This is a genomic window from Pseudomonas schmalbachii (genome assembly GCF_017589465.1).
GTDB classification, from domain to species: domain Bacteria; phylum Pseudomonadota; class Gammaproteobacteria; order Pseudomonadales; family Pseudomonadaceae; genus Pseudomonas; species Pseudomonas schmalbachii.
This window is the reverse complement of record NZ_JAELYA010000003.1, coordinates 1-24,250: the sequence shown is the minus strand read 5'-3', so window position 1 is coordinate 24,250 and position 24,250 is coordinate 1. Positions and strand designations below refer to the sequence as shown.

The following is a 24,250-nucleotide window of genomic DNA, read 5'->3' as shown; positions in this document are numbered from 1 at the left end:
CCCACGGCAATGCGGGCCGCGTGGAAAGACTCCGGAACACTCAAGCTAGACCTCCCAGCGGGCTGTTGCCATCTTCACTGGCGCGACCGGTAGCCCGGCGGGCAGGTATATAAATGTGAAACCGGAGCCTGCAGCGACTATAGTGCGCGGCCGAGGAGACACCCCGATGAATACCCTGCTACTGCATTGCCGGCCCGGCTTCGAGAACGAGGTTTGCGCCGAACTGTCCGAACACGCTGCACGTCTGGACGTCGCCGGTTACGCCAAGGCCCGGCCGTCGACTGCCTATGCCGAATTCATCTGCCAGGACGCGGATGGCGCTGATCGCCTGATGCATCGCCTGCGCTTCGCCGACCTGATCTTCCCGCGCCAGTGGGCACGCGGCTCAGGCTTCGTCGAGCTGCCGGAGCAGGACCGCATCGGCGTCCTGCTCGAACATCTGGCTCCCTATCCGGTCTGCGGCAGCCTGTGGCTGGAAGTCTTCGACACCAACGATGGCAAGGAGCTGTCGACCTTCTGCCGCAAGTTCGAAAAGCCGCTGCGCTCCGCGCTGGTCAAGGCCGGCAAGCTGCGCGAAGACCCCAGCTTGCCGCGCCTGCTGCTGACCTTCCGTTCCGGCCGCGAGGTATTCGTCGGCCTGGCCGAGCCGCGCAACAGCGCCATGTGGCCGATGGGCATCCCGCGCCTGAAATTCCCCCGCGAGGCGCCGAGCCGCTCGACCCTCAAGCTGGAAGAGGCCTGGCACCACTTCATTCCGCGCGCCGACTGGGACAAACGCCTGGCGCCGAACATGCTCGCCGTCGACCTCGGCGCCGCTCCGGGCGGCTGGACCTGGCAACTGGTCAACCGCGAGATGCGGGTGATCGCCGTGGACAACGGCCCGATGGCGGAAAACCTCATCTATTCCGGACTGGTCGATCACCAGCGCGTGGACGGCTACCAGTTCCGCCCGCGGCAGATGGTCGACTGGATGGTCTGCGACATCGTCGAGAAACCGGCACGTACCGGCTCGCTGATCGAAACCTGGATCGGCGAAGGCCTGTGCCGCGAGGCGGTGGTCAACCTCAAGCTGCCGATGAAGCAGCGCTACGCCGAAGTGCGCAAGATTCTCGACCGGCTGGAGGACAGCTTCCGCAGCCAGGGCCTGCGCGTGGCCATCGGCTGCAAGCAGCTCTACCACGACCGCGAGGAAGTGACCTGCCACCTGCGCCGGCTGGAGCGGGGGGAGCGCTAGGGGGCGGTGCTGCCGGTTGGCACCGCAGCATTTTACGGTGTGTACCGTAGGTTGGCGCTGAGCAACGCGAAGCCCAACATCGCCATCGTTGGGCTTCACTGCGTTCAGCGCCAACCTACGCGGGGTCTGGCCCAGCCACATATAGGGGCCATGCCCGCGATCCTCACCCTGTCGCCGTCGATCCGACCTTCGGTGTCTTGCCGGCGCGGCGCGGATTGCTCCATCCTGTGCGACGCGTCACGGTTCGGGAGGTCGTCGTGAAACACAGGATGCCGTCCCTGCTCGGCAGCTACAGCCGCATGCTCCTGCCGCGTCGCGGGCTGGCGCGTGACGAGCGTGTGCCGTACCTGGCGCTGGACAGCCACCTGCTGCGATTCGACCTGCGCCAGTTGAACGCCTACCGCCGGCATTTCTCTCTCGACCCCGATATCGGCGTGCCGCTGCTCTATCCGCAGGTCTCCGCGCTGCCGCTGCACCTGCGCCTGCTCAGCCGTTCGCGCATGCCGCTGTCGGTGCTCGGGCTGATCCACCTGCGCAACCACATCCAGCGCTACCGCATGCTGGAGGAAAACCAGCGCATGCAGATGGAATGCCGCATTCTCACCAGCCGCCGTAGCGCGCTGGGCATGGAAGTGGATGTCGCCACCGAGATCTGGTGCGACGACCTGCTGTACTGGCAATCGATCAGCACCTACCTGCGTCGCGGCGATTTTCTCGATCCCCAGGCGGAACCCGATCCGCTGCCCGACCGGGCGCTCTGGCAGACGCTGGATGCGCCCGCAACGGATGGCGCCGAATGGAGCGTGCCGAAGACGGCGGGCTGGCGCTATGCCGGGCTCAGCGGCGATTTCAATCCGTTGCACCTGTCGCGCCTGGTCGCCTCGCGTTTCGGTTTCGAGCGGCCATTCGTGCACGGGATGTGGGAACTGGGGCGGAGCCTGCAGGAGCATCGCCTGGGCGAGTCGGTCAGGCTGGATGCACACTTCAAGGCGCCGCTGGCGCTGGGCAGCGTGGTACGCGAGAGCCGCAGGCGGCGCGGCAGCCGCGAACAGTGGGCGCTGTTGCCGGTGGAAGGCGGGCCGCCGGTGTTGCTGGCGCAGCTCGACGCCGCGCCAACGGGGGCGATGCGCTGACGGCACCTATCCCGGTGCCGCCAGAAACAGGCTCTTAGGCCAGGCCGACGTAGAGGTTCTGCACGTCGTCGTTGCCGTCGAGGGCATCGAGGAAGGCTTCGACCTCTTCCAGCTCGGCGCCGCTCAGGCTGACCGGATTCTTCGCCTTGTAGCCCAGCTTGGCGGAGGCGACGGTGAAACCATGCTCCGGCAGGGCGCGGCAGACGGCGTCGAGGTCGGTGGAGTCGGTGAGGAACAGGGTGTCGCCGTCCTCCTCGCCCGGCTCGAAGTCCTGGGCGCCGGCCTCGATGGCGGCCAGCTCCGGGTCGGCGTCAGCGCTGGCCGGGGTGGCTTCGACCATGCCCAGGTAATCGAAATCCCAGGCGACCGATCCGGAGGCGCCCAACTGGCCCTTGCGGAACAGCACGCGGATTTCCGCGACGGTGCGGTTCACGTTGTCGGTCAGGCACTCGACGATCACCGGTACGCGATGCGGGGCGAAGCCTTCGTAGACCACGCGCTCGAAGCTGGCGCCGCCGTCGAGCAGGCCGGCGCCTTTCTTGATCGCGCGTTCCAGGGTGTCGCGCGGCATCGAGGCCTTCTTGGCCTGCTCGACGACCAGACGCAGCTTCGGGTTCATGTCCGGATCGGCGCCGTTGCGCGCGGCGATCATGATCTCTTTCGACAGCTTGCCGAAGACGCGGCCCTTGGCGTTGGCTGCGGCTTCTTTATGTTTGGCTTTCCACTGGGCGCCCATGGCGAATCTCTTGGCTGGATGAACAGGCGGACAAGTCTAAGGCCTCGGACCGCCGCTGGCGATTGGTGCGCGACTGGCTGTCAGGTCCGGCGCCAGACGCTGGCCAGCCACGGCTGCTGTTCGCGCGGCAGGCCGGCGGGGCGGTAGTAGTGCTCCAGCTCGACGAAACCGGCATCGGCCAGCAGGCGGCGCCAGTTCTGCAGGTCATGGAACGCGCCATAGCGGCCGCTGTTCCAGCCTTCGCTGTTGTCGCCGCGCGGATTGGAGCTGAACAGCACGCCGCCGGCCTTCAGCGTCGCGCGCAGTTCGCCGAGCACCCGTGGCAGTTCCTGGCGCGGGATGTGGAACAGCGAGGCATTGGCGAAGATCCCGTCGAAATACCCGTCGGGCAGCGCCAGTTCTAGGAAGTCCTGCAGCCACACCTCGCAGCCGGAATCGGCGCGGGCCATGGCGACGAAGCTGGCACAGCCGTCCAGCCCGACCGCTTCATGCCCCAGTGCGGACAAGGTCTTGAGGTCGCGCCCCGGCCCGCAGCCAAAGTCGAGGATGCGCAGCGGCGGGGCGCCGTGGATGTGGCGGAGCAGGGCGTCGATGTTCTGGCTGACGTCGTGGTCGCGGGTGCCCTCGCGGAAGGCGTCGGCGCGCAACTGGTAGTGCTCCAGGGTGATGCTGGAGATGTCGTGCAGTTCGTTCGGGGTCAGCTTCATGGAGAGCTCGCCGGGGAGGATGGATCGATTCTATCCGCTCCCCGGCGCAGCCGCTGCGGGTCAGAGCTTGCCGGCCCGATCGCGCAGGACGTACTTCTGGATCTTCCCGGTGGAGGTCTTCGGCAGTTCGGTGAAGACCACCGTGCGCGGCACCTTGAAGCCCGCCAGGTGCTCGCGGCAGAAGGCGATGATCCTGGCCTCGTCGACGTCCGCGTGGCCGCTCTTCAGGGTGATGAAGGCGCACGGCGTCTCGCCCCAGCGCTCGTCCGGACGCGCCACCACAGCCGCTTCCAGTACCGCCGGATGGCGATAGAGCACGCCCTCGACCTCGATGGTGGAGATGTTCTCGCCGCCGGAGATGATGATGTCCTTCAGCCGGTCGCGGATCTCGACGTAGCCGTCCGGATGCCATACAGCCAGGTCGCCGGTATGGAACCAGCCGCCGGCGAAGGCTTCCTCGGTGGCGGTGGGGTTCTTCAGGTAGCCCTTCATCACGGTGTTGCCGCGCATGAAGATCTCGCCGAGGGTCTCGCCGTCGTGCGGCACCGGTTCCAGGGTGGCCGGGTCGGCGACCATCACGCCCTCCAGGGTCGGATAGCGCACGCCCTGGCGCGACTTGATGCGTGCGCGCTCGTCCAGCGGCTGCTCGTCCCACTCCTGTTTCCAGGCGCAGACGGTGACCGGTCCGTAGACCTCGGTCAGGCCGTAGACGTGGGTGACGCTGATGCCCATTTCCTCCACCGCGCCGATCACCTTGGCCGGCGGTGCGGCGCCGGCGACCAGCGCATTGACCGGGTGATCGATGGCGGCCTTGGCCGAGGCGGGCATGTTGACCAGCGCATTGAGCACGATCGGCGCGCCGCTGAAGTGGGTGACCTGGTGCTCGCGGATCAGGTTGAAGATCTTCTGCGGATCGACCCGGCGCAGGCACACATGCACGCCGGCCATCGCGGTGACGGCCCAGGGATAGCACCAGCCGTTGCAGTGGAACATCGGCAGGGTCCACAGATATACGGGGTGCTGGCCCATCGACCAGATCATCTGGTTGCCCAGCGCGTTCAGGTAGGCGCCGCGGTGGTGATAGACCACGCCCTTGGGATTGCCGGTGGTGCCGGAGGTGTAGTTCAGCGAGATGGCGTCCCACTCGTCCTGCGGCCACTGCCAGGCGAACTCGGGATCGCCCTCGGCCAGCAGCGCCTCGTAGTCCAGGCTGCCCACGGCCTCGCCTTCGCCGTATTCCGGGTCGTCCACGTCGACCACCAGCGGCGGATGGTCGAGCATGCCGACGGCGGCGCGGATCACCTCGTGGAACTCGCGATCGGTGATCAGCACCTTGGCCTCGCCGTGCTGCAGCATGAAGGCGATGGCCTCGGCATCCAGACGCACGTTGAGGGTATTCAGCACCGCGCCGATCATCGGCACGCCGAAGTGCGCCTCGATCATCTCGGGAATGTTCGGCAGCATCACCGCCACCGTGTCGCCACGGCCGATGCCGCGCCCGGCGAGGGCGGAGGCGAGGCGGCGGCAGCGCTGGTAGGTTTCGCGCCAGTTGCGGCGGATGCTGCCGTGGATGATGGCGGGGTAGTCGGGATAGACGCTGGCCGTGCGCTCGATGAAGCTCAGCGGAGTCAGCGCCATGTGGTTGACGGCAGCGGGCGCAAGACCCTGTTCGAAGATCGACATGAAGACACCCTGTGGCTGATTGTTAGCTCATTGTTTTGTAGTGCCAGCGATTCGCCGGCTACATGGGACGCTTTATAGCAACGGGTGAAAAAGTATGGAAGTTAAACCTATGTTGTATAGTATATCTACTATATCTATCCTGAGCCCGATCCAGAGCCTTCCATGCAGCATCTGAACACCCTGGTTCGCCTGATCCGCGAGCAGGCCCCGCTGACCGCGCGCGCCGCCGCCCTGTGCAGGCTCTGTGCGACGCGGCCCGGCGCAGGGCGCAGCCTCTATCTCGGCTGGCAGGGCCGGACCTACGAGCCGCTGGGCGGCGGACAGCTGCCGCCCGGACACGGTGATCCCCTGCAGGCCAGCGACGACGCGCTGCATGCGGCGTTGGCCAGTCAAGCGCGTCTGTCGCTGGTGGAGCTGGCGCGATTGCCCTGCTGGCTGGCCGGACGACTGAAGCGCGCAGGTATGCAGGAAGGGCTGGCGCTTTCCCTGTCGCTGGGAAGCGGCCAGGACGGATTACTGCTGATCGAGGGCGGAGCGGAGGCAGCGGCCTGGCTGGACTGGACCGGTGAACTGCTATCCGGTCTGCTGAGCCTGGCCGGTGGCGCGTTGCCCACGGCGCCGCTGCTCAGCGCCGATCCGCTGCCGGCCCTGCTGCTGGACGAGCAGGCCCGGCCGCTGGAGGCCAACGAGGCCCTGCGCGGCCTGCTGGCCGAGGGCGTGGCGGACGATGCACTGTCGCTGTTGCCGGGCAACCATGCGCATCTGGTGCGCGCCAGCCTGGAACGGGGAAGGTCGATCATCGACGTGCCCAGCGAGGCGAACGGCCGGCATTTCCTCTGGAGCTTCATCCCCGAACCCGGCCAGCGCCGGGTGCTGGCACGCTGCCGGGAAGCCACCGCGCAACTGCGCGACGCCCGCGAGGCGGCCAGGGCGCGGCGCCTGTACCGGCTGATCACCGAGAACACCACCGACCTGATTTCCCGCCACACCCTCGATGGCGTTTTTCTCGACGCCTCGCCGGCCTCCTGGACGCTGCTCGGCTACTGGCCGGAGGAATTGCGCGGCCAGCCGCTGCAGCCGCTGGTGCACCCGCAGGACCTGGAGCAGGTCGCCGAGCGCAGTCGGGATGCGCTGATCCAGGACGGCTACCTGACCCAGACCTACCGCCTGCGCCATCGCGACGGCCACTACCTGTGGTTCGAGACCGCCAGCCGGGCGATCCGCGAAACCTACACCGGCGCGGTGGTCGAGGTGGTCAGCGTGTCCCGCGACATCACCGCGCGGGTCCGCGCCGAAGAGAATCGCCGGCGCCTGGCGGAAGTGGTGGAGGCCAACACCGACCTGGTGCTGTTCGTCGACCCGGCCGGCCGCCTGACCTACCTGAACCCCGCCGCCCGCGTGGCCCTGAACTTGCCGGAAGGACAGACGCTGCCGGGCCTCGCAACGCTGCTCGACGACGAGCTGCGCCAGCACCTGCAGCGCGAAGGCTGGAGCGGCGCCCAGCGCCAGGGCGCGTGGTACGCCGAGGGGCGGTTGTGCCCGTGCGGCGATAGACCCTCGCTGCCGGTTTCGCTGGTGCTGCTGGCGCATCGCGCGGCCGGCGACGAGCGCTACTACTCGCTGGTCGCCCGCGACATGACCGAACGCGAACTGCGTGACGCCGAGCACCGCCGCCACCAGGACGAACTGGCGCACACCGCGCGGCTGGTCACCCTCGGCGAACTGGCTTCCGGCATCGCCCACGAGATCAACCAGCCGCTGGCGGCGGTGGTCAACTACGCCGGCGCCAGCCAGCGCTACCTGCAGATGCTCGGCAGCAATCCGGATGCTGCGCAGCGCGTCGCCCAGGGCCTGGCGCGGATCACCGAGCACGCCAACCACGCCTCGGAAGTGATCCGCCGCTTGCGCGCCTTCCTGCGCAAGGGCCAGCGGCGCATGCAGGCCCTCGACCTCGGCGAGCTGGCGCGCGAGTCGCTGCGGCTCTGCACATGGGAAGCGGGGCAGGCGAAGGTGACGATCGAACAGGCGCTGGCGGACAATCTGCCGCCGGTCTACGCCGACCGCGTGCTGCTCGAACAGGTGCTGCTCAACCTGCTGCGCAACGCCATCGACGCCAACCGCGAACGGCATGCCGGCGAGCCTTCGCGGATCGTCATAGGCAGCATGGCGCAGCCCGGCGGCTGGCTGGCGGTCCGGGTCGAGGACGACGGACCGGGCGCCACGCCCGAGGCGCTGGAGCGGATGTTCACGCCGTTCTACACCAGCAAGCCGGAAGGTCTGGGGCTGGGCCTGTCGATGAGCCGCGGCATCGTCGAAGGCTTCGGCGGCACGCTCGAAGCGCATCCCGTCGAAGGCGGCGGACTGCGCCTGGAATGCCGTCTGCCGGCAGCCGGCTCGCAAGGACAACGACATGAAAAGGATTGAAGGAGAGGAAACGATGGGCTTGCCCGATGAGCCGGTGGTCTACGTGGTGGACGACGACCAGGGAATGCTCGACTCGACCGTCTGGCTGCTGGAGTCGGTCGGCCTCAAGGCGCGGCCGTTCACCAGCGGGCGCGACTTCCTCGACGCCTGCGACCCGCACGCCCACGGCTGCGTGCTGCTCGACGTGCGCATGCCCGGCCTCGGCGGGCTGAGCGTGCAGGAGGAAATGTGCCGGCGCGGCATCGACCTGCCGGTGATCTTCGTCAGCGGCCACGCCGACGTGCCCATCGTCATCCGCGCCTTCAAGGCCGGCGCCGTGGACTTCATCGAGAAACCGTACAACGAGCAGCTTCTGCTCGACAGCGTGCAGCAATCCCTGCAGGCACGGGCCCGCCAGGGCGTTTCGCGGGAACTGGACGAGCGTCTGGCCGCGCTCACCCCGCGCGAGCGCGATGTGTTCCTGCCATTGGTGCGCGGCTACACCAACCGCGAAGTGGCCGAGCAACTGGATATCAGCGTGAAGACCGTCGACCTCTATCGCGCACGGGTGATGAAGCGCATGCAGGCGGAAACCCTGGCGGACCTGGTAGGCATGGCCATCGCCGCCGGCCTGGTCGATCCGTTGCGTTTGCGGGGAGAGTAGGTTGGTGCTGAGCTTGCGAAGCCCAACATCCGGTGGGCGATACACCATTTTCGTTGGGCTTCACTGCGCTCAGCGCCAACCTACGAATGCTGCCGTTCGAGGAAGGCCAGGATCAACCGGTTGACCTCGTCGGCCGCCTCCATCTGCACCATGTGCGCCTGTCCGGGGAGGAGGTGCACCTCCGCGTCCAGTCCCTCTGCGTGGCGGGCCGGGATGATGGCGTCGGCGTCGCCCCAGATCACCAGTGCGGGATGCCGGCCGCCTTCCAGCACGTCGCTCAGGTCGATCTGCTGGCGGCCGCCGGTGAACAGGTTGTCCGCCAGTTGCCGCAATGCCGCATCGACGCCTTCCAGGCGCTTGTACTTGAGCATGTCTTCGAGCATCTGCCGGTTCACCAGGCCGGGGTCGGAGAACAGTTGCACCAGTTGCGGCTTCAGCGCGTTGCGGTTGGCCGCGTCGACGAAGCCCTGCAGGTAGTCGCCGTTGATCTCCGCGCCGAGGCCGGCGCTGCCGACCAGGGTCAGCGACAGCACCCGCTGCGGCGCCAGGCGGGCGACGTTGAGCGATACCGCGCCGCCCATGGAGTGCCCGGCCAGGTGAGCGTGCTCGATGTCGAGATGATCGAGCAGGGCCAGCACCGTCTCGCTCAGCTCGTCCAGATCGCCGCGCTGCAGCGTCTTGCCCGACTCGCCGTGGCCCGGCAGGTCGAGGGCGATCACCCGGCGATCCGCTGCCAGCGCCTCATGGTTGAACAGCCAGTTGTTCAGGTCGCCGCCGAAGCCGTGCACCAGCACCAGCGGCGTGCCGCCTTCGCCCCGGTCGAAGAAGCGGATGCCGCGGCCATCCAGCTCGACCTTCTGCGGCACCGGGCCGGCTGCTTCGCCATCCTCGCCACCGGGAACGAATTCCGCCTGGAAGCGCTCGACCACCGCGTCGATCTCCGCCTCGCTGGCTTCGCCCTCGACCACCACGGCGAGCAGCGCGCCCACCGGCAGGGTCTCGTCTTCCTGGGCGATGCGCCGGCGCAGGACGCCGGAGAAGGGCGCCTCGACGCTGCTGGATATCTTGTCGGTCTCCACGTCGACCACCGCTTCGCCTTTCTCGATGGCATCGCCCTCCCGCTTCAGCCAGCAGTCGACCCGTCCCTCGGTCATCGACAGGCCCCACTTGGGCATGGTCAGGGTATGGATATCGCTCATGCGACTTTCCTCCCTTCGACCGCCTTCAGCACCGCCGCCTCGATCTTCGCCGCGCTGGGGATGTACAGGTCTTCCAGCGAGTCGGTGAAGGGCACCGGCGTGTGCGGCGCGGTGACCAGTTCGATGGGCGCCTGCAGGGCGGAGAAGGCCCTTTGTGCGACCAGCGCGGCGATGTCGGTGGCCATCGAACAGCGCGGATTGGCCTCGTCGATCACCACCAGGCGGCCGGTCTTCTCGACGCTTTCGAGGATGCTGTCCTCGTCCAGCGGACTGGTGGTGCGCAGGTCCAGCACCTCGCAGGAGATACCCCGGCGCGCCAGGCTGGCGGCGGCGTCCATCGCCAGGTGGACCATGCGCCCGTAGGTCACCAGGGTCACGTCGTCGCCGTCGCGGAGGAAGTTGGCCTCGCCGAAGGGCACCGTGTACGACTCCTCCGGCACCTCGCCCTGCATGGTGTAGAGCAGCTTGTGCTCGCAGAAGATCACCGGGTCATTGTCGCGGATCGCCTGGATCAGCAGGCCCTTGGCGTCGTACGGCGAGGATGGGCAGACCACCTTCAGGCCGGGGATGTGCGTCCACATCGAGGTGAGCATCTGCGAGTGCTGGGCGGCGGCGCGCAGGCCGGCGCCGACCATGGTGCGGATCACCAGCGGGGTGACCGCCTTGCCGCCGAACATGTAGCGGAACTTGGCCGCCTGGTTGAGGATCTGGTCCAGGCAGCAGCCGATGAAGTCGACGAACATCAGCTCGCACACCGGGCGCATGCCACGGGTCGCGGCGCCCACGGCGGCGCCGACGTAGCCGACTTCGGACAGCGGGGTATCCAGCACGCGGCCGGGGAACTGGTGGTAGAGGCCCTTGGTGACGCCGAGCACGCCGCCCCAGGCGTCCTGCTCGCCGGGTGCGCCGGCGCCGCCGGCATTGTCCTCGCCCATGATGAAGACGGTGGGGTCGCGGCGCATTTCCTGCGCCAGGGCTTCGTTGATGGCCTGCTGGTAGGTGATTTTTCTAGCCATGATGGTTCTCCGATTGTTCTTGTTTTAGGGGTAAGAGACGTACACGTCGCGCAGCAGGTCGGCCGGCTCGGGCTTGGGATCGGCCTTGGCCTGGCGCACTGCGTCGTCGATCTGCCGTTCCACTTCCTCGTCGATGCCATCGAGCTGGGCCGGGCTGAGCAGCCCCGAGGCCGTGGTGCGTTCGCGGAACTGCTTCAGGCAGTCGCGGGTTTCGCGGAAGTTCTTCACTTCGTCCGGGGCGCGGTAGGTCTGCGCGTCGCCCTCGAAGTGGCCGTAGTAGCGGGTCAGCTTCACCTCGATCAGCGAGGGGCCCTGGCCGGCGCGGGCGCGTTCGATGGCGGCGCCGGCGGCCTCGTGGACGGCGAAGAAGTCGAAGCCGTCGACGATGACCCCGGGCATGCCGAAGCCGACGGCGCGGTCGGCGATGTCCTTGCAGGCCACCGACCAGTTGGCTGCCGTGGCTTCGGCATAGCCGTTGTTCTCGGCGACGAACAGGCAGGGCAGGTTCCACACCGTGGCGAGGTTCATCGCCTCGAACACCGCGCCCTCGTTGGAACCGCCGTCGCCGAAGAAGGCCACCGCCACGCCTTGGGTGCCCTTCAGCTTGGCCGCCAGCGCGGCGCCGGCGGCCAGCGGTGCCCCTGCGCCGACGATGCCGTTGGCGCCGAGCATGCCCCGGGACAGGTCGGCTATATGCATCGAGCCGCCCTTGCCCTGGCAGACGCCGGTCTTCTTGCCGTAGATCTCGGCCATCATCCCGTGCACGTCGACGCCCTTGGCGATGCAGTGGCCGTGGCCGCGGTGGTTGGAGGAAATGCAGTCCTCGTCGTTCAGATGGGCCATCACCCCGGCGGCGCAGGCCTCCTCGCCGGCGTAGAGGTGGACGAAGCCGGGAATCTCGCCGGTGGCGAACTCCACGTGCAGGCGCTCCTCGAAGGCGCGGATGGTGCGCATGACCCGGTAGGCATGGAGGAGCTGGTCGGTATTCAGCGAAGTGGACATCTTGTTGTTCTCCAGGGCTTGTCTCAGCGGGCGGCCACCGTGGGGGGCCGTTGTCCGGGATAGAGCAACGCCGGTGCCAGCGAGTCTGGAAAATCGCCAGGAGTGCCGTGCCAGAGCGGGTGGTCGATGGCTTCGCGATGCCTTTGACGGGGCGCGGATGAGACGCGGCATTTCACTTCGCCGGGCCAGGCGGCGAGACGCTGAGACGCTCCGTCTCACGGCCGGCCGTTCGCGGGCTGGTGCTTGTCCGGTGGTGGCTAACGGCGCTTAATGGGCGGCACAACGACAAGACACGAGAACCGGAGGCCTGCCTTGCTTCCTGCCTACTCGAAAGCCCACGTGGACTGCGTCAGCCGCGTGCTGCGCAATGCCGATCGCCTGCCCGATGCGCCGGTGCCGTCGCTGATCCTCGATTCCTGGCGGCGCTCGATGCAGCAGCACCACCTCGACCCCGGCTCGCTGCAGGGACCGCGCATCCTCAGCGAAGGCGTGCTCCGGGAGTGCCGCGAGCGCTCCGAGATGTTCCTGCGCATCGCCAGCGAGGAAGTCTCACGGCTGCACGGCCGGGTGCGCGACGCCGACTACTGCGTGCTGCTCACCGATGCCCAGGGGCAGACCATCGACTACCGCGTCGAATCGGCGATCCGCAGCGACTGCCGGCGCGCCGGCCTGTACCTCGGCACCTGCTGGTCGGAAGGCGAGGAGGGCACCTGCGGAGTGGCGGCCGTGCTGACCAATGGCGTGCCGGTCACCGTGCACAAGCGCGACCACTTCCGCGCCGCCTTCATCGGCCTGACCTGCTCGGCGGCGCCGGTTTATGGCCCACAAGGCGAACTGCTCGGAGTGCTCGATGTGTCCGCCGTCGAGTCGCCGGACGACCGCCGCAGCCAGCACCTGATCCACCAGATGGTGACGCAGAGCGCCCGCGAGATTGAAAACGCCTTCTTCATGCACAGCGCCGAAGGCCACTGGCTGCTGCGCGCCCACGCCGCGCCGGGCTACGTCGACAGCCAGCCGGACTACCTGTTCGCCTGGGACAACGACGGCCGCCTGCTGGCGCTCAATCCGGCGGCGCGGCGCTACCTGCAGCGGCTGTACGGGATGATTCCGCAGCATGTCGGCGAGGTCTTCGACCTGAACGCCCTGCGCAAGGCGGCGGACCAGGCGCCATGCCGTCTGCCCGGGCATGGCCTGCATGTGCGCCTGAGCGTGCCGAAGCGGCCGGCGAGCGTTGCCGTGCAGCGCCCGGATTCGGAGCAGGTCGATCCGCGTATCGCCGAAAGCCTGCGGCTGGCGGTGCGGGTCAAGGATCGCAACCTGCCGGTGCTGATCCACGGCGAAACCGGTGCCGGCAAGGAAGTCTTCGCCCGCCAGTTGCACGAATCCAGCGCCCGTCGCGACAAGCCGTTCGTGGCGCTGAACTGCGCGGCGATCCCGGAAAGCCTGATCGAGAGCGAGCTGTTTGGCTATGTCGCCGGGGCCTTCACCGGCGCTTCCGGCAAGGGCATGCGCGGCCTGCTGCAGCAGGCTGATGGCGGAACCCTGTTCCTCGACGAGATCGGCGACATGCCGCTGAGCCTGCAGACCCGCCTGTTGCGCGTACTGGCCGAGGGCGAAGTGGCGCCGCTGGGCGCCGCACGCCGGGAATGCGTAGACATCCAGGTGATCTGCGCCAGCCACCGCGACCTGTCGGCGCTGGTGGCGGCCGGCGGATTCCGCGAAGACCTCTACTTCCGCCTCAGCGGCGCCCGCTTCGAACTGCCGCCGCTACGGGAGCGCAGCGACAGGCTGGCGCTGATCAACCGCATCCTCGACGAAGAAACCTCCCGCTGCGGCGTACGCCTCGGCCTGGCCGGCGCGGCGCTGGAATGCCTGCTCGGCTATCGCTGGCCGGGCAACGTGCGGCAACTGCGCCATGTGCTGCGCTATGCCTGCGCGGTGTGTGGTGGGGACACGATCCAGCTGGGGGATTTGCCGGCCGAGTTGCGGGGTGAGGCGCCGGTGGCTGCTGTCGAGGAAACGGCGGATTGCCCCGAACGGCAGGCGCTGCTCGACGCGCTGGTGCGCCATCGCTGGAAGCCGGGACCGGCGGCGGCCGCGCTGGGGATTTCGCGGGCGACGCTGTATCGGCGGGTGAACCAGCATGGCATCGAGATGCCGGGGAAGCGTCGGGGGTGAGGGAGCCGCGACGCCAAAGTCTTCCATAGGAGCGGGCCATGCGCGCGAATCGCGGGCATGGCCCGCTCCTACAGATGGCTTGGCGCCGGAGCAAACCCCTGTAGGAGCCAGCTTGCTGGCGATCCCGGGTTACCAGGCAATGCCGATGCATGCAGCATGGGTATCGCTTCGCTCAACCCATCCTACGAAGAGCGTGGTGCGCAAAAACCTCAGGCGACCCGCCCCAGGTTGATCGTCAGCGGCCAGCTCATCGCCCGGGTTGCCACCTCGCCCCAGGTGCGTTCGAACTCGGGGCGCAGTTGTTCGACCGGGTCGACCCCGGTTGCGGCCTGGTAGCTCGCCACCGCCGACCAGCTCTGCAGATAGCCGAGCAGCCGCTGCAGGTTCCACTGGGTTTCCAGGGCGAAGGGCGGCACGGCGAGGCGTTCGAAGGGGAAGGGCAGGTTGGCGTAGCCGTTCTCCACATGCCGGCGCTCCTCGGCCCAGTACGGTCCGACCACGTCTTCGTAGAGATGGCGCACCAGCGCATCGAGGCCCGGTTCGATGTTCAGCACGTTGTACGAGACCACCGCCAGCAGCGCGCCGGGGCGGGAGACGCGGTGGACTTCGGCGTAGAAGCGTTCGACGTCGAACCAGTGCAGCGCCTGGGCGACCAGGGTCAGGTCGACGCTGCCGCTGGCCAGCGAGGTGCTTTCCGCCGGTTCGCAGCGGTAGTCGATGTTCGCCTCGCGCGGGGCCTTGTCCAGTTGTTCGGCGTTCACGTCGGTGGCGATCACCTGGCGGAAGTGCCGCGCCAGGTCGACCGTCGCCTGCCCGGACCCGCAGCCGCAGTCCCAGGCGAGGTCGGTACCCGGGGCGGCCTGCGCCAGCCAGGCGAAGAAGGCCGGGTCGTAGGTCGGGCGGTTGGCGCGGTAGGCGGCGGACTGCTTGCTGAACAGGGTGCGGGTGTCGGTCATGGGCAAGCCTGTGAGAGCGGAAAACGACGGATCATCTTGCGACAGCCATGCGCCGCGTCAAGCCTTGCGGCGCAGCAGGGACAGCCGGCGCAGCCAGTCCATCACGCCGCGTTTCTGCGCCATCGTCGGTTGCTCGACCAGCAGCGCCTGGCTGGCCTGGATGCGGTAGTCGAGCAGGCGGGTCATGGCTTCGGCGATCTCCTGGCGCGCTTCCAGGCAGGGCTCCAGCACCTTCTGGTCGATGCGGTACAGCGAACCGTCGGTGACGGCGGCGAACTGCGCCTGCCAGGCGGTGTGAGTGAGGATGCCGGCCTCGCCGATCACCTCGCCGGGGCCCATGCGTCCGGCTTCGATACCCCCACCTTCCTGTGGCAGGATCACGCTGATCACGCCGGATTCGATGATCAGCAGTTCCTCGCTGACCTGCCCCGGCGTCAGCAGCACCTGGCCTGCCTTGAAGGTCGAGCGCTGCATCTGCGCACCGAGGCTGTCCTTTTCCTCGTCGCTGAGGGTGGCGAACAGGCTGGAGCGGCCGAGCACGGCGCGGGCGCCGGAAACGCTGGCGACGAAGGCTTGCGCTTCCGGCAGGCTCAGCAGGCTGATCCCGGCGGCCTGCAGATGGCGGAAGGCGAGGTCGAACAGCTGGTTGCGCACCTCGCGCTTTTCTCCCATCGAGGCGACGAAGCCGCTCAGTTCGTACTCCACGGCATTGCCGCCGGCCTTGCGCACGCTGACGCTCGGCGCTGGCGTGGCGAGCAGGGAACGACAGCCGTTGAGCGCCTGCTCCAGCGCGTCGATCACCCGGCGCGGACGGACCAGCGGGCTGACTTCGAGGCTGATGCTGACACCGAACAGATGCTGCGGACGGCTCAGGTTGAGCACCTTGGCCTTCGCCGCCATCGAGTTGGGCACCACCGCCAGGCTGCCCTGGCCGGTTTGCAGGTAGGTGGAGCGCCAGTCGATCTCCACCACCTTGCCTTCGATGCCGTCGATGGAGACCCAGTCGTCCAGCTGGTAGGGTTTGGTGGTGTTCAGCACGATGCCGGAGAACACGTCGCTGAGCGTGCTCTGCAGCGCCAGGCCGACGACGATCGCCACCACCCCGGAGGTCGCCAGCAGGCCCTTCACCGGCAGTTCGAGCACGTAGCCGGCGGCGGCGATGAAGGCGGCGAGGAAGATCAGCGCGCCGATCACGTCCTGCAGCAGCCTTCCCGCATGGCCGACCCGCTGCAGCAGCAGGGCGCCGATCACCACCGTCAGGCTGCGCGCGGCGAACAGCCACCAGAGGATCTGCAGCGCGGTGGCGCCGAGGTGGCTGGGCATGTCGTCCGGCCACGGCGCCTTCTGCAGCGGGCTCATGCCGGCGTTGATCAGCACCAGGCTGTACAGCAGGAAGCAACCGAGCCGGCAGAGCAGCCGCCATTGCGGCGGGCGCATGGGCAGCAGCCACCAGAGCAGCAGGTCGAACAGCAGGATGCCGGACGCGACGATCAGCGGGTGGTCGGTCAGCAGGGACGGCATGGGCATCTCCATCGGGGAGCGGGCTCAATGAAGATGGCACAGGAATCGTAGGTTGGTGCTGAGCTTGCGAAGCCCAACGGTGCCACGGCATGGCGGATGTTGGGCTTCGCTGCGCTCAGCGCCAACCTACGGGGTTTCGAGTACGGTCACAGTGGCGGTGGAGCCGGCGCGGAGGCGGTTGCGGTCGGCGTAGGCGGGATCGATGCGAATACGCACCGGAATGCGCTGCGCCAGTTTCACCCACGTATAGCTCGGGTTGATGTTCGCCAGCAGGCGGCTGCCGGCGGTGTTTTCGCGGTCGGTGATGGCAAAGGCGATACTTTCCACCTCGCCGTCGAAGCGCTCGCCGCTCATCAGCTCGATGCGCACCTTGTCGCCCTCGTGGATGCGCGGCAGCTTGGTTTCCTCGAAGTAGCCGCTGACATGGAAGGAGTCGCTGTCCACCAGCGCCAGCAGTGGCGTGCCAGTGGTGGAGAAGTCGCCGGCGCGGGTCTGCAGGTTGGTCACATAGCCGTTCACCGGCGAGTACAGGCGGGTGCGTTCCAAATCGAGCCGGGCCTGGGTGTAGGCGGCCTCGGCGAGCTGCACGTTGGCCTGCGCCAGGCCGAGGTTGGCCTGTTCGCGCAGCAGCTGGGCCTGGGCCACGGCGACGTCGGTGCTGGACTTTTCCCATTCCTCGTTGGAGATCGCCGAGCGTGCCTTCAGCGCGCGGCGGCGGGTTTCCTCGCTCTGTCGTTGCCGCAGCAATGCCTGGTTGGCGACGATATTGGCCTGCGACTGGCCGAGTGCTGCCTTCGCCACTTCCACCGCGCGCGCCGCGTGCTTCACCGCCAGGTCGTAGCGCGCCGGGTCGATTTCCAGCAGCAGGTCGCCCTTGCTGACGTGCTGGTTGTCGTGCACGCGCAGTTCGACGATGCGCCCGGAGACGTCCGCCGAGAGCGTCACCACGTCGGCGCGCACCCGTGCGTCGCGGGTCCAGGGCGCCTGGGTGTAGTAGATCCAGGCGTAGATGCCGAGGACGACAGCCACGGCCACCGTGGCCAGGGTGAGCAGGGGCGGCAGTATCTTGCGCAGGGCGTTCATGTCAGGCGATGGCTCCCATCAGCAATACCAGGCTGGCACAGATGCAGGCATACAGCGCGCCTTCGAACAGCGCCTCGTGCCAGACCCAATGCAGCACGCCCAGCCGCCGCAGCAGCCAGTCCAGCACGAAAAAGATCGGCAGGGCGAAGATCAGCGCCTGGGCAATCGGCGGCAGGTAGACGCCACCGAACTGGAGGTCAGCGGGCATCGAGCGGTTTCTCCTCGAAGGGTGGAACGATGTCTTCCGCGAGCAGGCTGCGGTAGCGGTCGATCAGGGTGGCGGCGACCAGCAGGCCGGTGCTGGTGACGAACAGTGCGCGCGGTGCGATTGCGCCTGACTCTGGCGCCTCGTGCAACGCATCCAGGCGCTCGGCGAAGGCGCGCAGCGCCTCCAGCAGGCCGTCCGGTTGCACCAGGTCCGGCCGTTCCAGGTACCCGGCGGTCTCTTCCAGCAGTTCCTGCAGGCGCTGTCGCAGCGGGTCGGAAAGCCCGCGTGGATCGAGGCTTTCCCGCCGCAACTGGTGCAGGGCGACGCCGAGCGAGGAGCAGGCCAGGCTGCATTCGAAGCGTTCGGCGGAGCGGCGGTCGGTCGCGCTGGGCAGCAGGCCGAGCATGCTCGCCAGGCGGTCGACCAGGCGGCTTTCGAAGGCGAAGCGATTGTCTTCGATGGGCCTGGCGCGCAGCAGTCCGGGCAGTTCGGCGCGGGTCTGGCGGAACAGCCGGCGCAGGCGCGCCGGTGCGTTGAACGGGAATACCCAGGCATACACCAGCACCGCCAGGACCGTGCCGAACAGGTACGCACCGGCGAATTCGAACCATTGCAGCGCCGAGTTGCTCCAGTTGCCCTGGTTCTGCGGGCCGATCAGCAGGTAGGCCGACAGCCCGAAGCCGATGGCGATGCCGGCGGTCTGCAGATTGGCCAGGCCGACGGCGATGGCATAGAGCAATGGCACCAGGAGCAGCGCGAGCATCTCGAAATCGTTCACGGTGGGCAGCAGCAGGAACTGGTAGACCGCTGCGACGGGCATCGCCAGCAGCACGCCGCGCAGGTAGTTCTGGCACGCCTGCAGGGGCCGCGGGAAGGTCGAGAGCAGCGAGCAGAGGATGCCGACCAGGATCATGCCGGCGCGGGCGCCGTCCCAGGCGGTTTCGAGCCAGATCAGCCCGGCGGCCACGAGGGCGATGAAGGCCCGTGCGCCGTTCGCCGCGGCCAGCGCGTAATCCAGGTGCAGCGCATGCTCGCGGCCCTGGCGGTGATAGCAACTGGCGGGGCGGCCTTCCTGGATCGCCTCGGTCAGTTCGATCATCTCGTCCAGTTGCTGCATCAGCCGCGCCTGCTCCCAGCGCAGCGCCCAGGCCAGCGAACGCAGCGAGGCGGGCAGGCCGTCGGCGAGCTGTTCCGCTTCCTGCGCGGCGGCATCGAAACGCTGGCTGAGGCGGGTGATCCGGCGCCGGGTCTCCGCCGGCAGGGCGCGGCCGTGGCGGGCCAGTTCTTCGAGGCAGGCGAGCTCTTCCTCACGCAGCAGGCGGATCGATTCCGGCAGCGGTATCCGCATGCGCTGCATGATCAGCCGGCGCTGCTGGCGCAGCAGCGCCAGGCGCGAGGTCATCAGCACCAGCTGGTTGCCGAGCGGCTGCACCAGGCCGTCGGCGCTGCGCAGGCGCGGAGCGTCGAAGTAGAGGGTGCGGCGCAGTCCTTCGAGGGCGCTGATCTCGCCGAGCAGTTGCATCTGCCGGCGGTGGAAGGCGTCTTCCTCCTCGTCGCCGCGGATCGCTTCGATGGCATGGCTGGCGATCAGCTTGAGCAGGTGATCGATCTTGGCGAAGTAGCCATGCGCCACGGCCTGCGGACGGGCGGTGAGCAGGCTGATGAAGGTGACGCCGGCCACGCCGAGCAGGGTTTCGGTGACACGGATGATGGCCAGCGGGTAGACGCTCTCCGGGACGGGCTGACCGAGCATCGCCACGATGACCGCCGTGAAGCCGCTGAGCACGAAGGCCTGCGAGTAGGTGTAGCGCAGCAGCGCGCTGCCGGCGGTGCACAGCGCCAGCCATAGGGCGAGGGTGACGATGAAGGGCAGCGGCGCCTGGGCGAAGACCTCGGTGATGGCCACCGCGACGATACCGGCGACGATGCTGCCGACGATCTGCGAGAAGCACTTCTGCAGCGCCATGCCGGCCAGCGGGGTGCTGACGATCACCACGGTCATGCTCGCCCATTTCGGTTGTTCGAGGTCGAAGAGGAAGGCCAGGTAAAGCGTCAGCAGCCCGGCGGCGATGGTGCGCAGGGCGAACAGCAGGGTGTCGCGGTTGGGTTGCAGGAGTGCACGCAGGTAGACGAGCAGGGGCTGCATGGCGGTGTGACCTTCAGAGCGCTGTGAAGAAAAACGAATCTTGTCGGAACAACTGTCTTTGCTTCGTCGCGAGGCTCCCCCTCACCCTAACCCTCTCCCAGAGGGAGAGGGGACTGTCCGGAGTTGCCGGCTGGCACGATATTCATCCCGATGCCAATCTGCTCCCTCTCCCCTCGGGAGAGGGCTGGGGTGAGGGAATCGCAACGCCGGCGCTTCCGTAGGAGCAAGCTTGCTCGCGAAACATGCTTCCCGATCATGCCGATGCATCCGGTTCGCCAGGCCGCAGGCGTAGGGCGGGTGCAACCCGCCAATGGCTGTCTACATATTGGCGGGTTGCACCCGCCCTACGCACTCGCCTGTCCAAGCCTCAGCCTTCGAGGCGGCTGTCGATGCCGATCTCGCCGCTCAGCAGCTTGTGCACCGGGCAGGCGTTGGCGATTTCCAGCAGGCGCTGGCGCTGCTCGGCGTCCAGCTCGCCGTGGAGCTGGATGGCGCGGCCGATGCGGGTCTGCCCCGGGTTCAGTTCGGTGTAGTTGAGCTCGACATCGATGCCCTCCAGCGGCCAGCCCTTGCGTTTGGAGTACATGGCCAGGGTGATGCAGGTGCAGGCGCCGAGGGACGACAGCAGCAGCTGGAACGGCGGCGGACCGCTGTCGGCGCCACCGAGGGCGGCCGGTTCGTCGGCCAGCCAGCGCTGCGTCTCGGCGCTGAAGGTGACCTGATAGGGGATACCCTGGTAGCGGGCATGTACGGGCGATTCGCTCATGAAGCACTCCTTGTGAGGGCCGCCCGGGGGCGGCAGGTACCGCTGGGCAACTGGGCGGGGAGAGGGGCGAACCCCTCTCCGCCGGCGTCACTTGCTCAGCAGGTTGTAGCTGGTGATCAGGTTGCGGTAATCGGGAATGTGGTTGGAGAACAGCGTAGCCAACCCTTCGATGTCGTTGCGCCAGTCGCGGTGCAGTTCGCAGGCCACGCCGAACCAGCTCATCAGTTGCGCGCCGGCTTGCGACATGCGATCCCAGGCGGCGTCGCGGGTGATCGGATTGAAGGTTCCGGAAGCGTCGGTGACGACGAACACGTCGAAGCCTTCTTCAATGGCGGACAGGGCCGGGAAGGCCACGCAGACCTCGGTGACCACGCCGGCGATGATCAACTGCTTCTTGCCGGTGGCTTTCACCGCCTTGACGAAGTCCTCGTTGTCCCAGGCGTTGATGTTGCCGGGGCGCGCGATGTACGGCGCGTCGGGGAACTGCTCCTTCAGCTCGGGCACCAGCGGGCCGTTGGGGCCGGTCTCGAAACTGGTGGTGAGGATGGTCGGCAGCTTGAAGTACCTGGCCAGGTCGCCCAGGGCCAGCACGTTGTTCTTGAACTTGTCCGGTTCCATGTCGCGTACCAGGGAAAGCAGGCCGGCCTGGTGGTCGACCAGCAGTACAGCGGCATCGTTCTTGTCGAGGCGTTTGTATTGGTAGGCCATGACGCTCTCCTGTACAGCTGAGGGGCTCCGTGGCATGCGCCACGGAGCCATGCGGACTCAGCGCATCGAGTCGAGGGTTTCGTTGTTGGTCACCACCTGCTGGGCCTTGGTGTAGCTTTCGATCAGCAGGCGGTAGTGCGGGAAGATCAGGCTGTAGGCTTCGGCCCACTGCACGGCGTCCGGACGGTTCCAGGTCTGCTGGATTTCCGAACACACCGCGGCGGTGTCCATCGGCACCACGCCGGCCTGCACCACGCGGGCGAGGGTGATTTCCTGGGCCATCTTCGAGTAGGTGCCGGAAGCGTCGATCACCGCGAACACCTTGTAGCCCGCATTCACCGCGGCGATGCTCGGGAAGGCCATGCACACGCTGGTGATGGTACCGGCGATGACCAGGGTCTTCTTGCCGGTCTTCTCGACGGCGGCGACGAACTCGGGGTTGTCCCAGGCGTTGATTTCGCCCTTGCGTGCCACGTACTGGGCGTGCGGGGCGGCTTCATGGATTTCCGGGATCAGCGGGCCGTTCGGACCCTGGGGTACCGAGGCGGTGGTAATGACCGGGATTTTCGCCAGGGTCGCGATCTTCGCCAGGGTGATGGCGTTGTTGCGCAGCTCGGTCATCGGCATGTCCTTCACCGTCTGGAACAGGCCGCTCTGATGGTCGATCAGCAGCATGGCCGTGTCGTTCGGATCGATAACCGGGCGCTGGCCATTGAAGTTTGCGACTTGCGAGAAGTTGCTCATTTACAGTTCCTCTTCATGGGTATGGGTAATTCCTGGCCCCAGGGAGCCCGCGCTTCCCTGCGCGGGTAGACAACCAGACTAGGCAATGGCCACGTCCGGGGTGTGACTTCAACCGGCCATTCGTCCGAAGCGTCCTTCGCGGAAATCGACGATGGCCTGCTGGATTTCGCTGTCGCTGTTCATCACGAACGGACCGTAGCCGACGATGGGTTCCTCGATCGGTTCACCGCTGAGCAACAGCAGCAGCGCGTCGTTGTTGGCCTCCAGGTGCAGCTCGCTGCCCTTGCGGTCGAGCAGCACCACCTGGCCTTCGCGCAGCACTTCCGAGTGGTTGAGCAGCAGGCTGCCGCGCAGGACCACCAGGGCGGTATTGCGGCCCTCGACGACATCCAGCCCGACCGACTTGCCGGCGTTCATGCGGATGTCCCAGACGTCCATCGGCGTGAAGGTCCGCGCCGGGCCCTTGTGGCCCTTGTAGTCGCCGGCGATCACCCGCAGGCTGCCGGCGTCGTCCGGCAGCGCCAGGTTGGGGATGCTGGCGTCGACGATGGTCTGGTAGCCGGGCTCGGCCATCTTGTCGCGGGCCGGCAGGTTGACCCACAGCTGCACCATGTCGAGGGTGCCGCCGCTGCGGGCGAAGTCCTCGGAATGGAATTCCTCGTGGAGGATGCCGGACGCGGCGGTCATCCACTGCACGTCGCCGGGCCCGATGCGGCCGCCGGAGCCGGTGGAGTCGCGGTGCTCCAGTTCGCCCTTGTAGACGATGGTCACCGTCTCGAACCCGCGGTGCGGATGCTGGCCGACGCCACGGCGGCTGTCGGTCGGTTCGAAATCGCGCGGACCGGCATGGTCGAGCAGCAGGAACGGGCTGATGTGGCTGCCGAAGTTGTCGTAGGAGAACAGCGTGCGTACCGGGAAGCCGTCACCGACCCAGTGGGAGCGGGGAGCGCTGTATACGCCGAGAATCTTTTTCATGATTGCCTCCGTCTGTGGGGCGCCGTTGTTTCGTTCCGACCGAAACATCGACCGCCCGGTGCATGGAGCTAGATTAGATTTGCAACGCTTGGCCCGGTAGTCGGCATAAATTAACCTCAGCGTTCTATCTGGAGAACGCTGATGGAAGACCTCAACGATCTGTATTACTTCGCCCAGGTGGTCGAGCACGGCGGCTTCGCCCCGGCCGGCCGGGCGCTGGACATGCCCAAGTCGAAACTCAGCCGGCGCATCGCGGCGCTGGAGGAACGCCTCGGCGTGCGCCTGATCCAGCGCTCGACGCGGCACTTCTCGGTGACCGAGATCGGTCAGGAATTCCACCGCCATTGCCTGGCCATGCTGGTGGAAGCGGAAGGCGCCGCCGAGGTGATCGAGCGCCACCGTTCCGAGCCGCAGGGCGTGGTGCGCCTGGCCTGCCCGACGGCGCTGCTGCACTTCTGGGTCGGGCCGATGCTGGCGCGCTTCATGGTCGACCACCCGCTGGTGGAGCTGCATGTGGAGGCCACCAACCGCCACGTCGACCTGATCCAGGAAGGCATCGACATCGCCCTGCGCGTGCGCTTCCCGCCGCTGGAAAGCAGCGACCTGGTGATGAAGGTGCTGGGCAACAGCCGGCAGATGCTGGTCGCCACCCCGGAACTGCGCGCGCGCCTGCCGGAGAAGGCCACCCCGGCCGACGTCGCCACCCTGCCGAGCCTGCACTGGGGCTCGCCGCAGCGCGAATACCAGTGGCATCTGGACGGCCCCGGCGAGGTGCGGGCGTCGGTACGCCACCAGCCGCGCCTGGTCACCGACGACCTGATGGCTCTGCGGCAGGCGGCGTTGCTGGGAGTAGGGGTGGTGCACCTGCCGAGCGTGGTGGTGCGCGCCGATCTGGACGAAGGACGATTGGTGAACCTTCTGCCGGACTGGGCGCCGCGTACCGGACTGGTGCACGCGGTGTTCCCCTCGCGGCGGGGGTTGTTGCCTTCGGTGCGGGCGTTGCTGGACTTCCTCGAAGAGGAATTCAAGGTCAGCGACATGGCCTGACGCCGCTGCTCTTTGTAGGAGATTCTATGTCAATGGGGCTTCGCCTCCTGGGGGTGATAAGCCGTCTGCGTCTGCATCAGGGCAAAGGCTATCCGGGCTAATTTGCGGGCCAAAATGGTCAGGGCCTCGGTCTTCTTCAAC

General features: G+C 67.5%; 21 protein-coding genes. 6 read left to right on the top strand and 15 right to left on the bottom strand.

Annotated elements, in window-relative coordinates; all coding sequences use genetic code 11:
- The first annotated feature begins 166 nt into the window (after window positions 1–166).
- Complete coding sequence (gene rlmM / locus JFY56_RS09100; RefSeq protein ID WP_208313295.1) at window positions 167–1,234, top strand: 23S rRNA (cytidine(2498)-2'-O)-methyltransferase RlmM; 1,068 nt, start codon at window positions 167–169, stop codon at window positions 1,232–1,234.
- A gap of 257 nt (window positions 1,235–1,491) precedes the next feature.
- A complete protein-coding gene (locus JFY56_RS09095) occupies window positions 1,492–2,367 on the top strand; it encodes a MaoC/PaaZ C-terminal domain-containing protein (protein ID WP_208313293.1) in 876 nt (291 codons plus the stop codon).
- Window positions 2,368–2,401: 34 nt separating this feature from the next.
- On the opposite strand, the gene JFY56_RS09090 is transcribed toward JFY56_RS09095, so the two are convergent.
- The 3 genes from JFY56_RS09090 to JFY56_RS09080 all read right to left on the bottom strand — a co-directional run bounded on the left by JFY56_RS09090 (window position 2,402) and on the right by JFY56_RS09080 (window position 5,493).
- On the bottom strand, window positions 2,402–3,103 hold the full coding sequence (locus JFY56_RS09090; RefSeq protein WP_208313291.1) for a YebC/PmpR family DNA-binding transcriptional regulator: 702 nt from the start codon (window positions 3,101–3,103) through the stop codon (window positions 2,402–2,404).
- 80 nt (window positions 3,104–3,183) lie between these two features.
- Window positions 3,184–3,810, bottom strand: a complete 627-nt coding sequence (locus JFY56_RS09085) for a class I SAM-dependent methyltransferase (RefSeq protein WP_208313289.1) — start codon at window positions 3,808–3,810, stop codon at window positions 3,184–3,186.
- Window positions 3,811–3,870: 60 nt separating this feature from the next.
- Complete coding sequence (locus tag JFY56_RS09080; protein WP_208313287.1) at window positions 3,871–5,493, bottom strand: acyl-CoA synthetase; 1,623 nt, start codon at window positions 5,491–5,493, stop codon at window positions 3,871–3,873.
- 162 nt (window positions 5,494–5,655) lie between these two features.
- Here JFY56_RS09080 and JFY56_RS09075 point away from each other — a divergent pair, with 162 nt between their 5' ends.
- The gene (locus JFY56_RS09075) at window positions 5,656–7,917 is read left to right on the top strand and encodes a PAS domain-containing sensor histidine kinase (protein WP_208313285.1); all 2,262 of its coding nucleotides are present in this window, start codon (window positions 5,656–5,658) and stop codon (window positions 7,915–7,917) included.
- 13 nt (window positions 7,918–7,930) lie between these two features.
- Window positions 7,931–8,560 (top strand): response regulator transcription factor, encoded by a 630-nt coding sequence (locus JFY56_RS09070; protein WP_208313283.1) that lies wholly within the window; start codon window positions 7,931–7,933, stop codon window positions 8,558–8,560.
- An 80-nt stretch (window positions 8,561–8,640) separates the two neighbouring features.
- Here JFY56_RS09070 and JFY56_RS09065 read toward each other — a convergent pair whose 3' ends face one another.
- The 3 genes from JFY56_RS09065 to JFY56_RS09055 are packed head-to-tail and all read right to left on the bottom strand — an operon-like array spanning window position 8,641 to window position 11,777.
- Window positions 8,641–9,759 (bottom strand): acetoin dehydrogenase dihydrolipoyllysine-residue acetyltransferase subunit, encoded by a 1,119-nt coding sequence (locus tag JFY56_RS09065; RefSeq protein ID WP_208313280.1) that lies wholly within the window; start codon window positions 9,757–9,759, stop codon window positions 8,641–8,643.
- A complete protein-coding gene (locus JFY56_RS09060; protein WP_208313278.1) occupies window positions 9,756–10,775 on the bottom strand; it encodes an alpha-ketoacid dehydrogenase subunit beta in 1,020 nt (339 codons plus the stop codon). The genes JFY56_RS09065 and JFY56_RS09060 overlap by 4 nt, the downstream gene beginning before the upstream one ends.
- Window positions 10,776–10,799: 24 nt before the next feature.
- The gene (locus JFY56_RS09055; RefSeq protein ID WP_208313276.1) at window positions 10,800–11,777 is read right to left on the bottom strand and encodes a thiamine pyrophosphate-dependent dehydrogenase E1 component subunit alpha; all 978 of its coding nucleotides are present in this window, start codon (window positions 11,775–11,777) and stop codon (window positions 10,800–10,802) included.
- A gap of 312 nt (window positions 11,778–12,089) precedes the next feature.
- Here JFY56_RS09055 and JFY56_RS09050 point away from each other — a divergent pair, with 312 nt between their 5' ends.
- Window positions 12,090–13,955 carry a sigma-54-dependent Fis family transcriptional regulator gene (locus JFY56_RS09050; protein WP_208313274.1) on the top strand — a complete coding sequence of 622 codons (1,866 nt, stop codon included), beginning with the start codon at window positions 12,090–12,092 and terminating at the stop codon, window positions 13,953–13,955.
- Between the two features lie 209 nt (window positions 13,956–14,164).
- Here the strand turns inward: JFY56_RS09050 and JFY56_RS09045 are convergent, their stop codons facing one another.
- The 9 genes from JFY56_RS09045 to JFY56_RS09005 all read right to left on the bottom strand — a co-directional run bounded on the left by JFY56_RS09045 (window position 14,165) and on the right by JFY56_RS09005 (window position 23,062).
- Window positions 14,165–14,911, bottom strand: coding sequence for a class I SAM-dependent methyltransferase (locus JFY56_RS09045; RefSeq protein WP_208313272.1), 747 nt, complete (start codon window positions 14,909–14,911; stop codon window positions 14,165–14,167).
- 57 nt (window positions 14,912–14,968) lie between these two features.
- Window positions 14,969–16,432, bottom strand: coding sequence for a mechanosensitive ion channel domain-containing protein (locus tag JFY56_RS09040; RefSeq protein WP_208313270.1), 1,464 nt, complete (start codon window positions 16,430–16,432; stop codon window positions 14,969–14,971).
- Between the two features lie 126 nt (window positions 16,433–16,558).
- Window positions 16,559–17,515, bottom strand: a complete 957-nt coding sequence (locus tag JFY56_RS09035) for an HlyD family efflux transporter periplasmic adaptor subunit (protein ID WP_408004393.1) — start codon at window positions 17,513–17,515, stop codon at window positions 16,559–16,561.
- Between the two features lies 1 nt (window position 17,516).
- A complete protein-coding gene (locus tag JFY56_RS09030; protein WP_208313268.1) occupies window positions 17,517–17,723 on the bottom strand; it encodes a DUF1656 domain-containing protein in 207 nt (68 codons plus the stop codon).
- Window positions 17,713–19,869 carry an FUSC family protein gene (locus tag JFY56_RS09025; protein ID WP_208313266.1) on the bottom strand — a complete coding sequence of 719 codons (2,157 nt, stop codon included), beginning with the start codon at window positions 19,867–19,869 and terminating at the stop codon, window positions 17,713–17,715. Before JFY56_RS09025 ends, JFY56_RS09030 begins: the two co-directional genes overlap by 11 nt.
- A 367-nt stretch (window positions 19,870–20,236) precedes the next feature.
- A complete protein-coding gene (locus JFY56_RS09020) occupies window positions 20,237–20,635 on the bottom strand; it encodes an OsmC family protein (RefSeq protein ID WP_208313264.1) in 399 nt (132 codons plus the stop codon).
- Between the two features lie 87 nt (window positions 20,636–20,722).
- On the bottom strand, window positions 20,723–21,343 hold the full coding sequence (ycaC, locus tag JFY56_RS09015; protein WP_208313262.1) for an isochorismate family cysteine hydrolase YcaC: 621 nt from the start codon (window positions 21,341–21,343) through the stop codon (window positions 20,723–20,725).
- Window positions 21,344–21,400: 57 nt separating this feature from the next.
- Window positions 21,401–22,087 (bottom strand): hydrolase, encoded by a 687-nt coding sequence (locus JFY56_RS09010; protein WP_208313260.1) that lies wholly within the window; start codon window positions 22,085–22,087, stop codon window positions 21,401–21,403.
- 108 nt (window positions 22,088–22,195) lie between these two features.
- Window positions 22,196–23,062: a pirin family protein gene (locus JFY56_RS09005; protein ID WP_208313258.1), complete on the bottom strand. Its 867-nt coding sequence runs from the start codon at window positions 23,060–23,062 to the stop codon at window positions 22,196–22,198.
- Window positions 23,063–23,200: 138 nt separating this feature from the next.
- On the opposite strand from JFY56_RS09005, the gene JFY56_RS09000 reads away from it, so the two are divergent.
- Window positions 23,201–24,109, top strand: coding sequence for a LysR family transcriptional regulator (locus JFY56_RS09000; RefSeq protein ID WP_208313739.1), 909 nt, complete (start codon window positions 23,201–23,203; stop codon window positions 24,107–24,109).
- The last annotated feature ends 141 nt before the right edge of the window (window positions 24,110–24,250 follow it).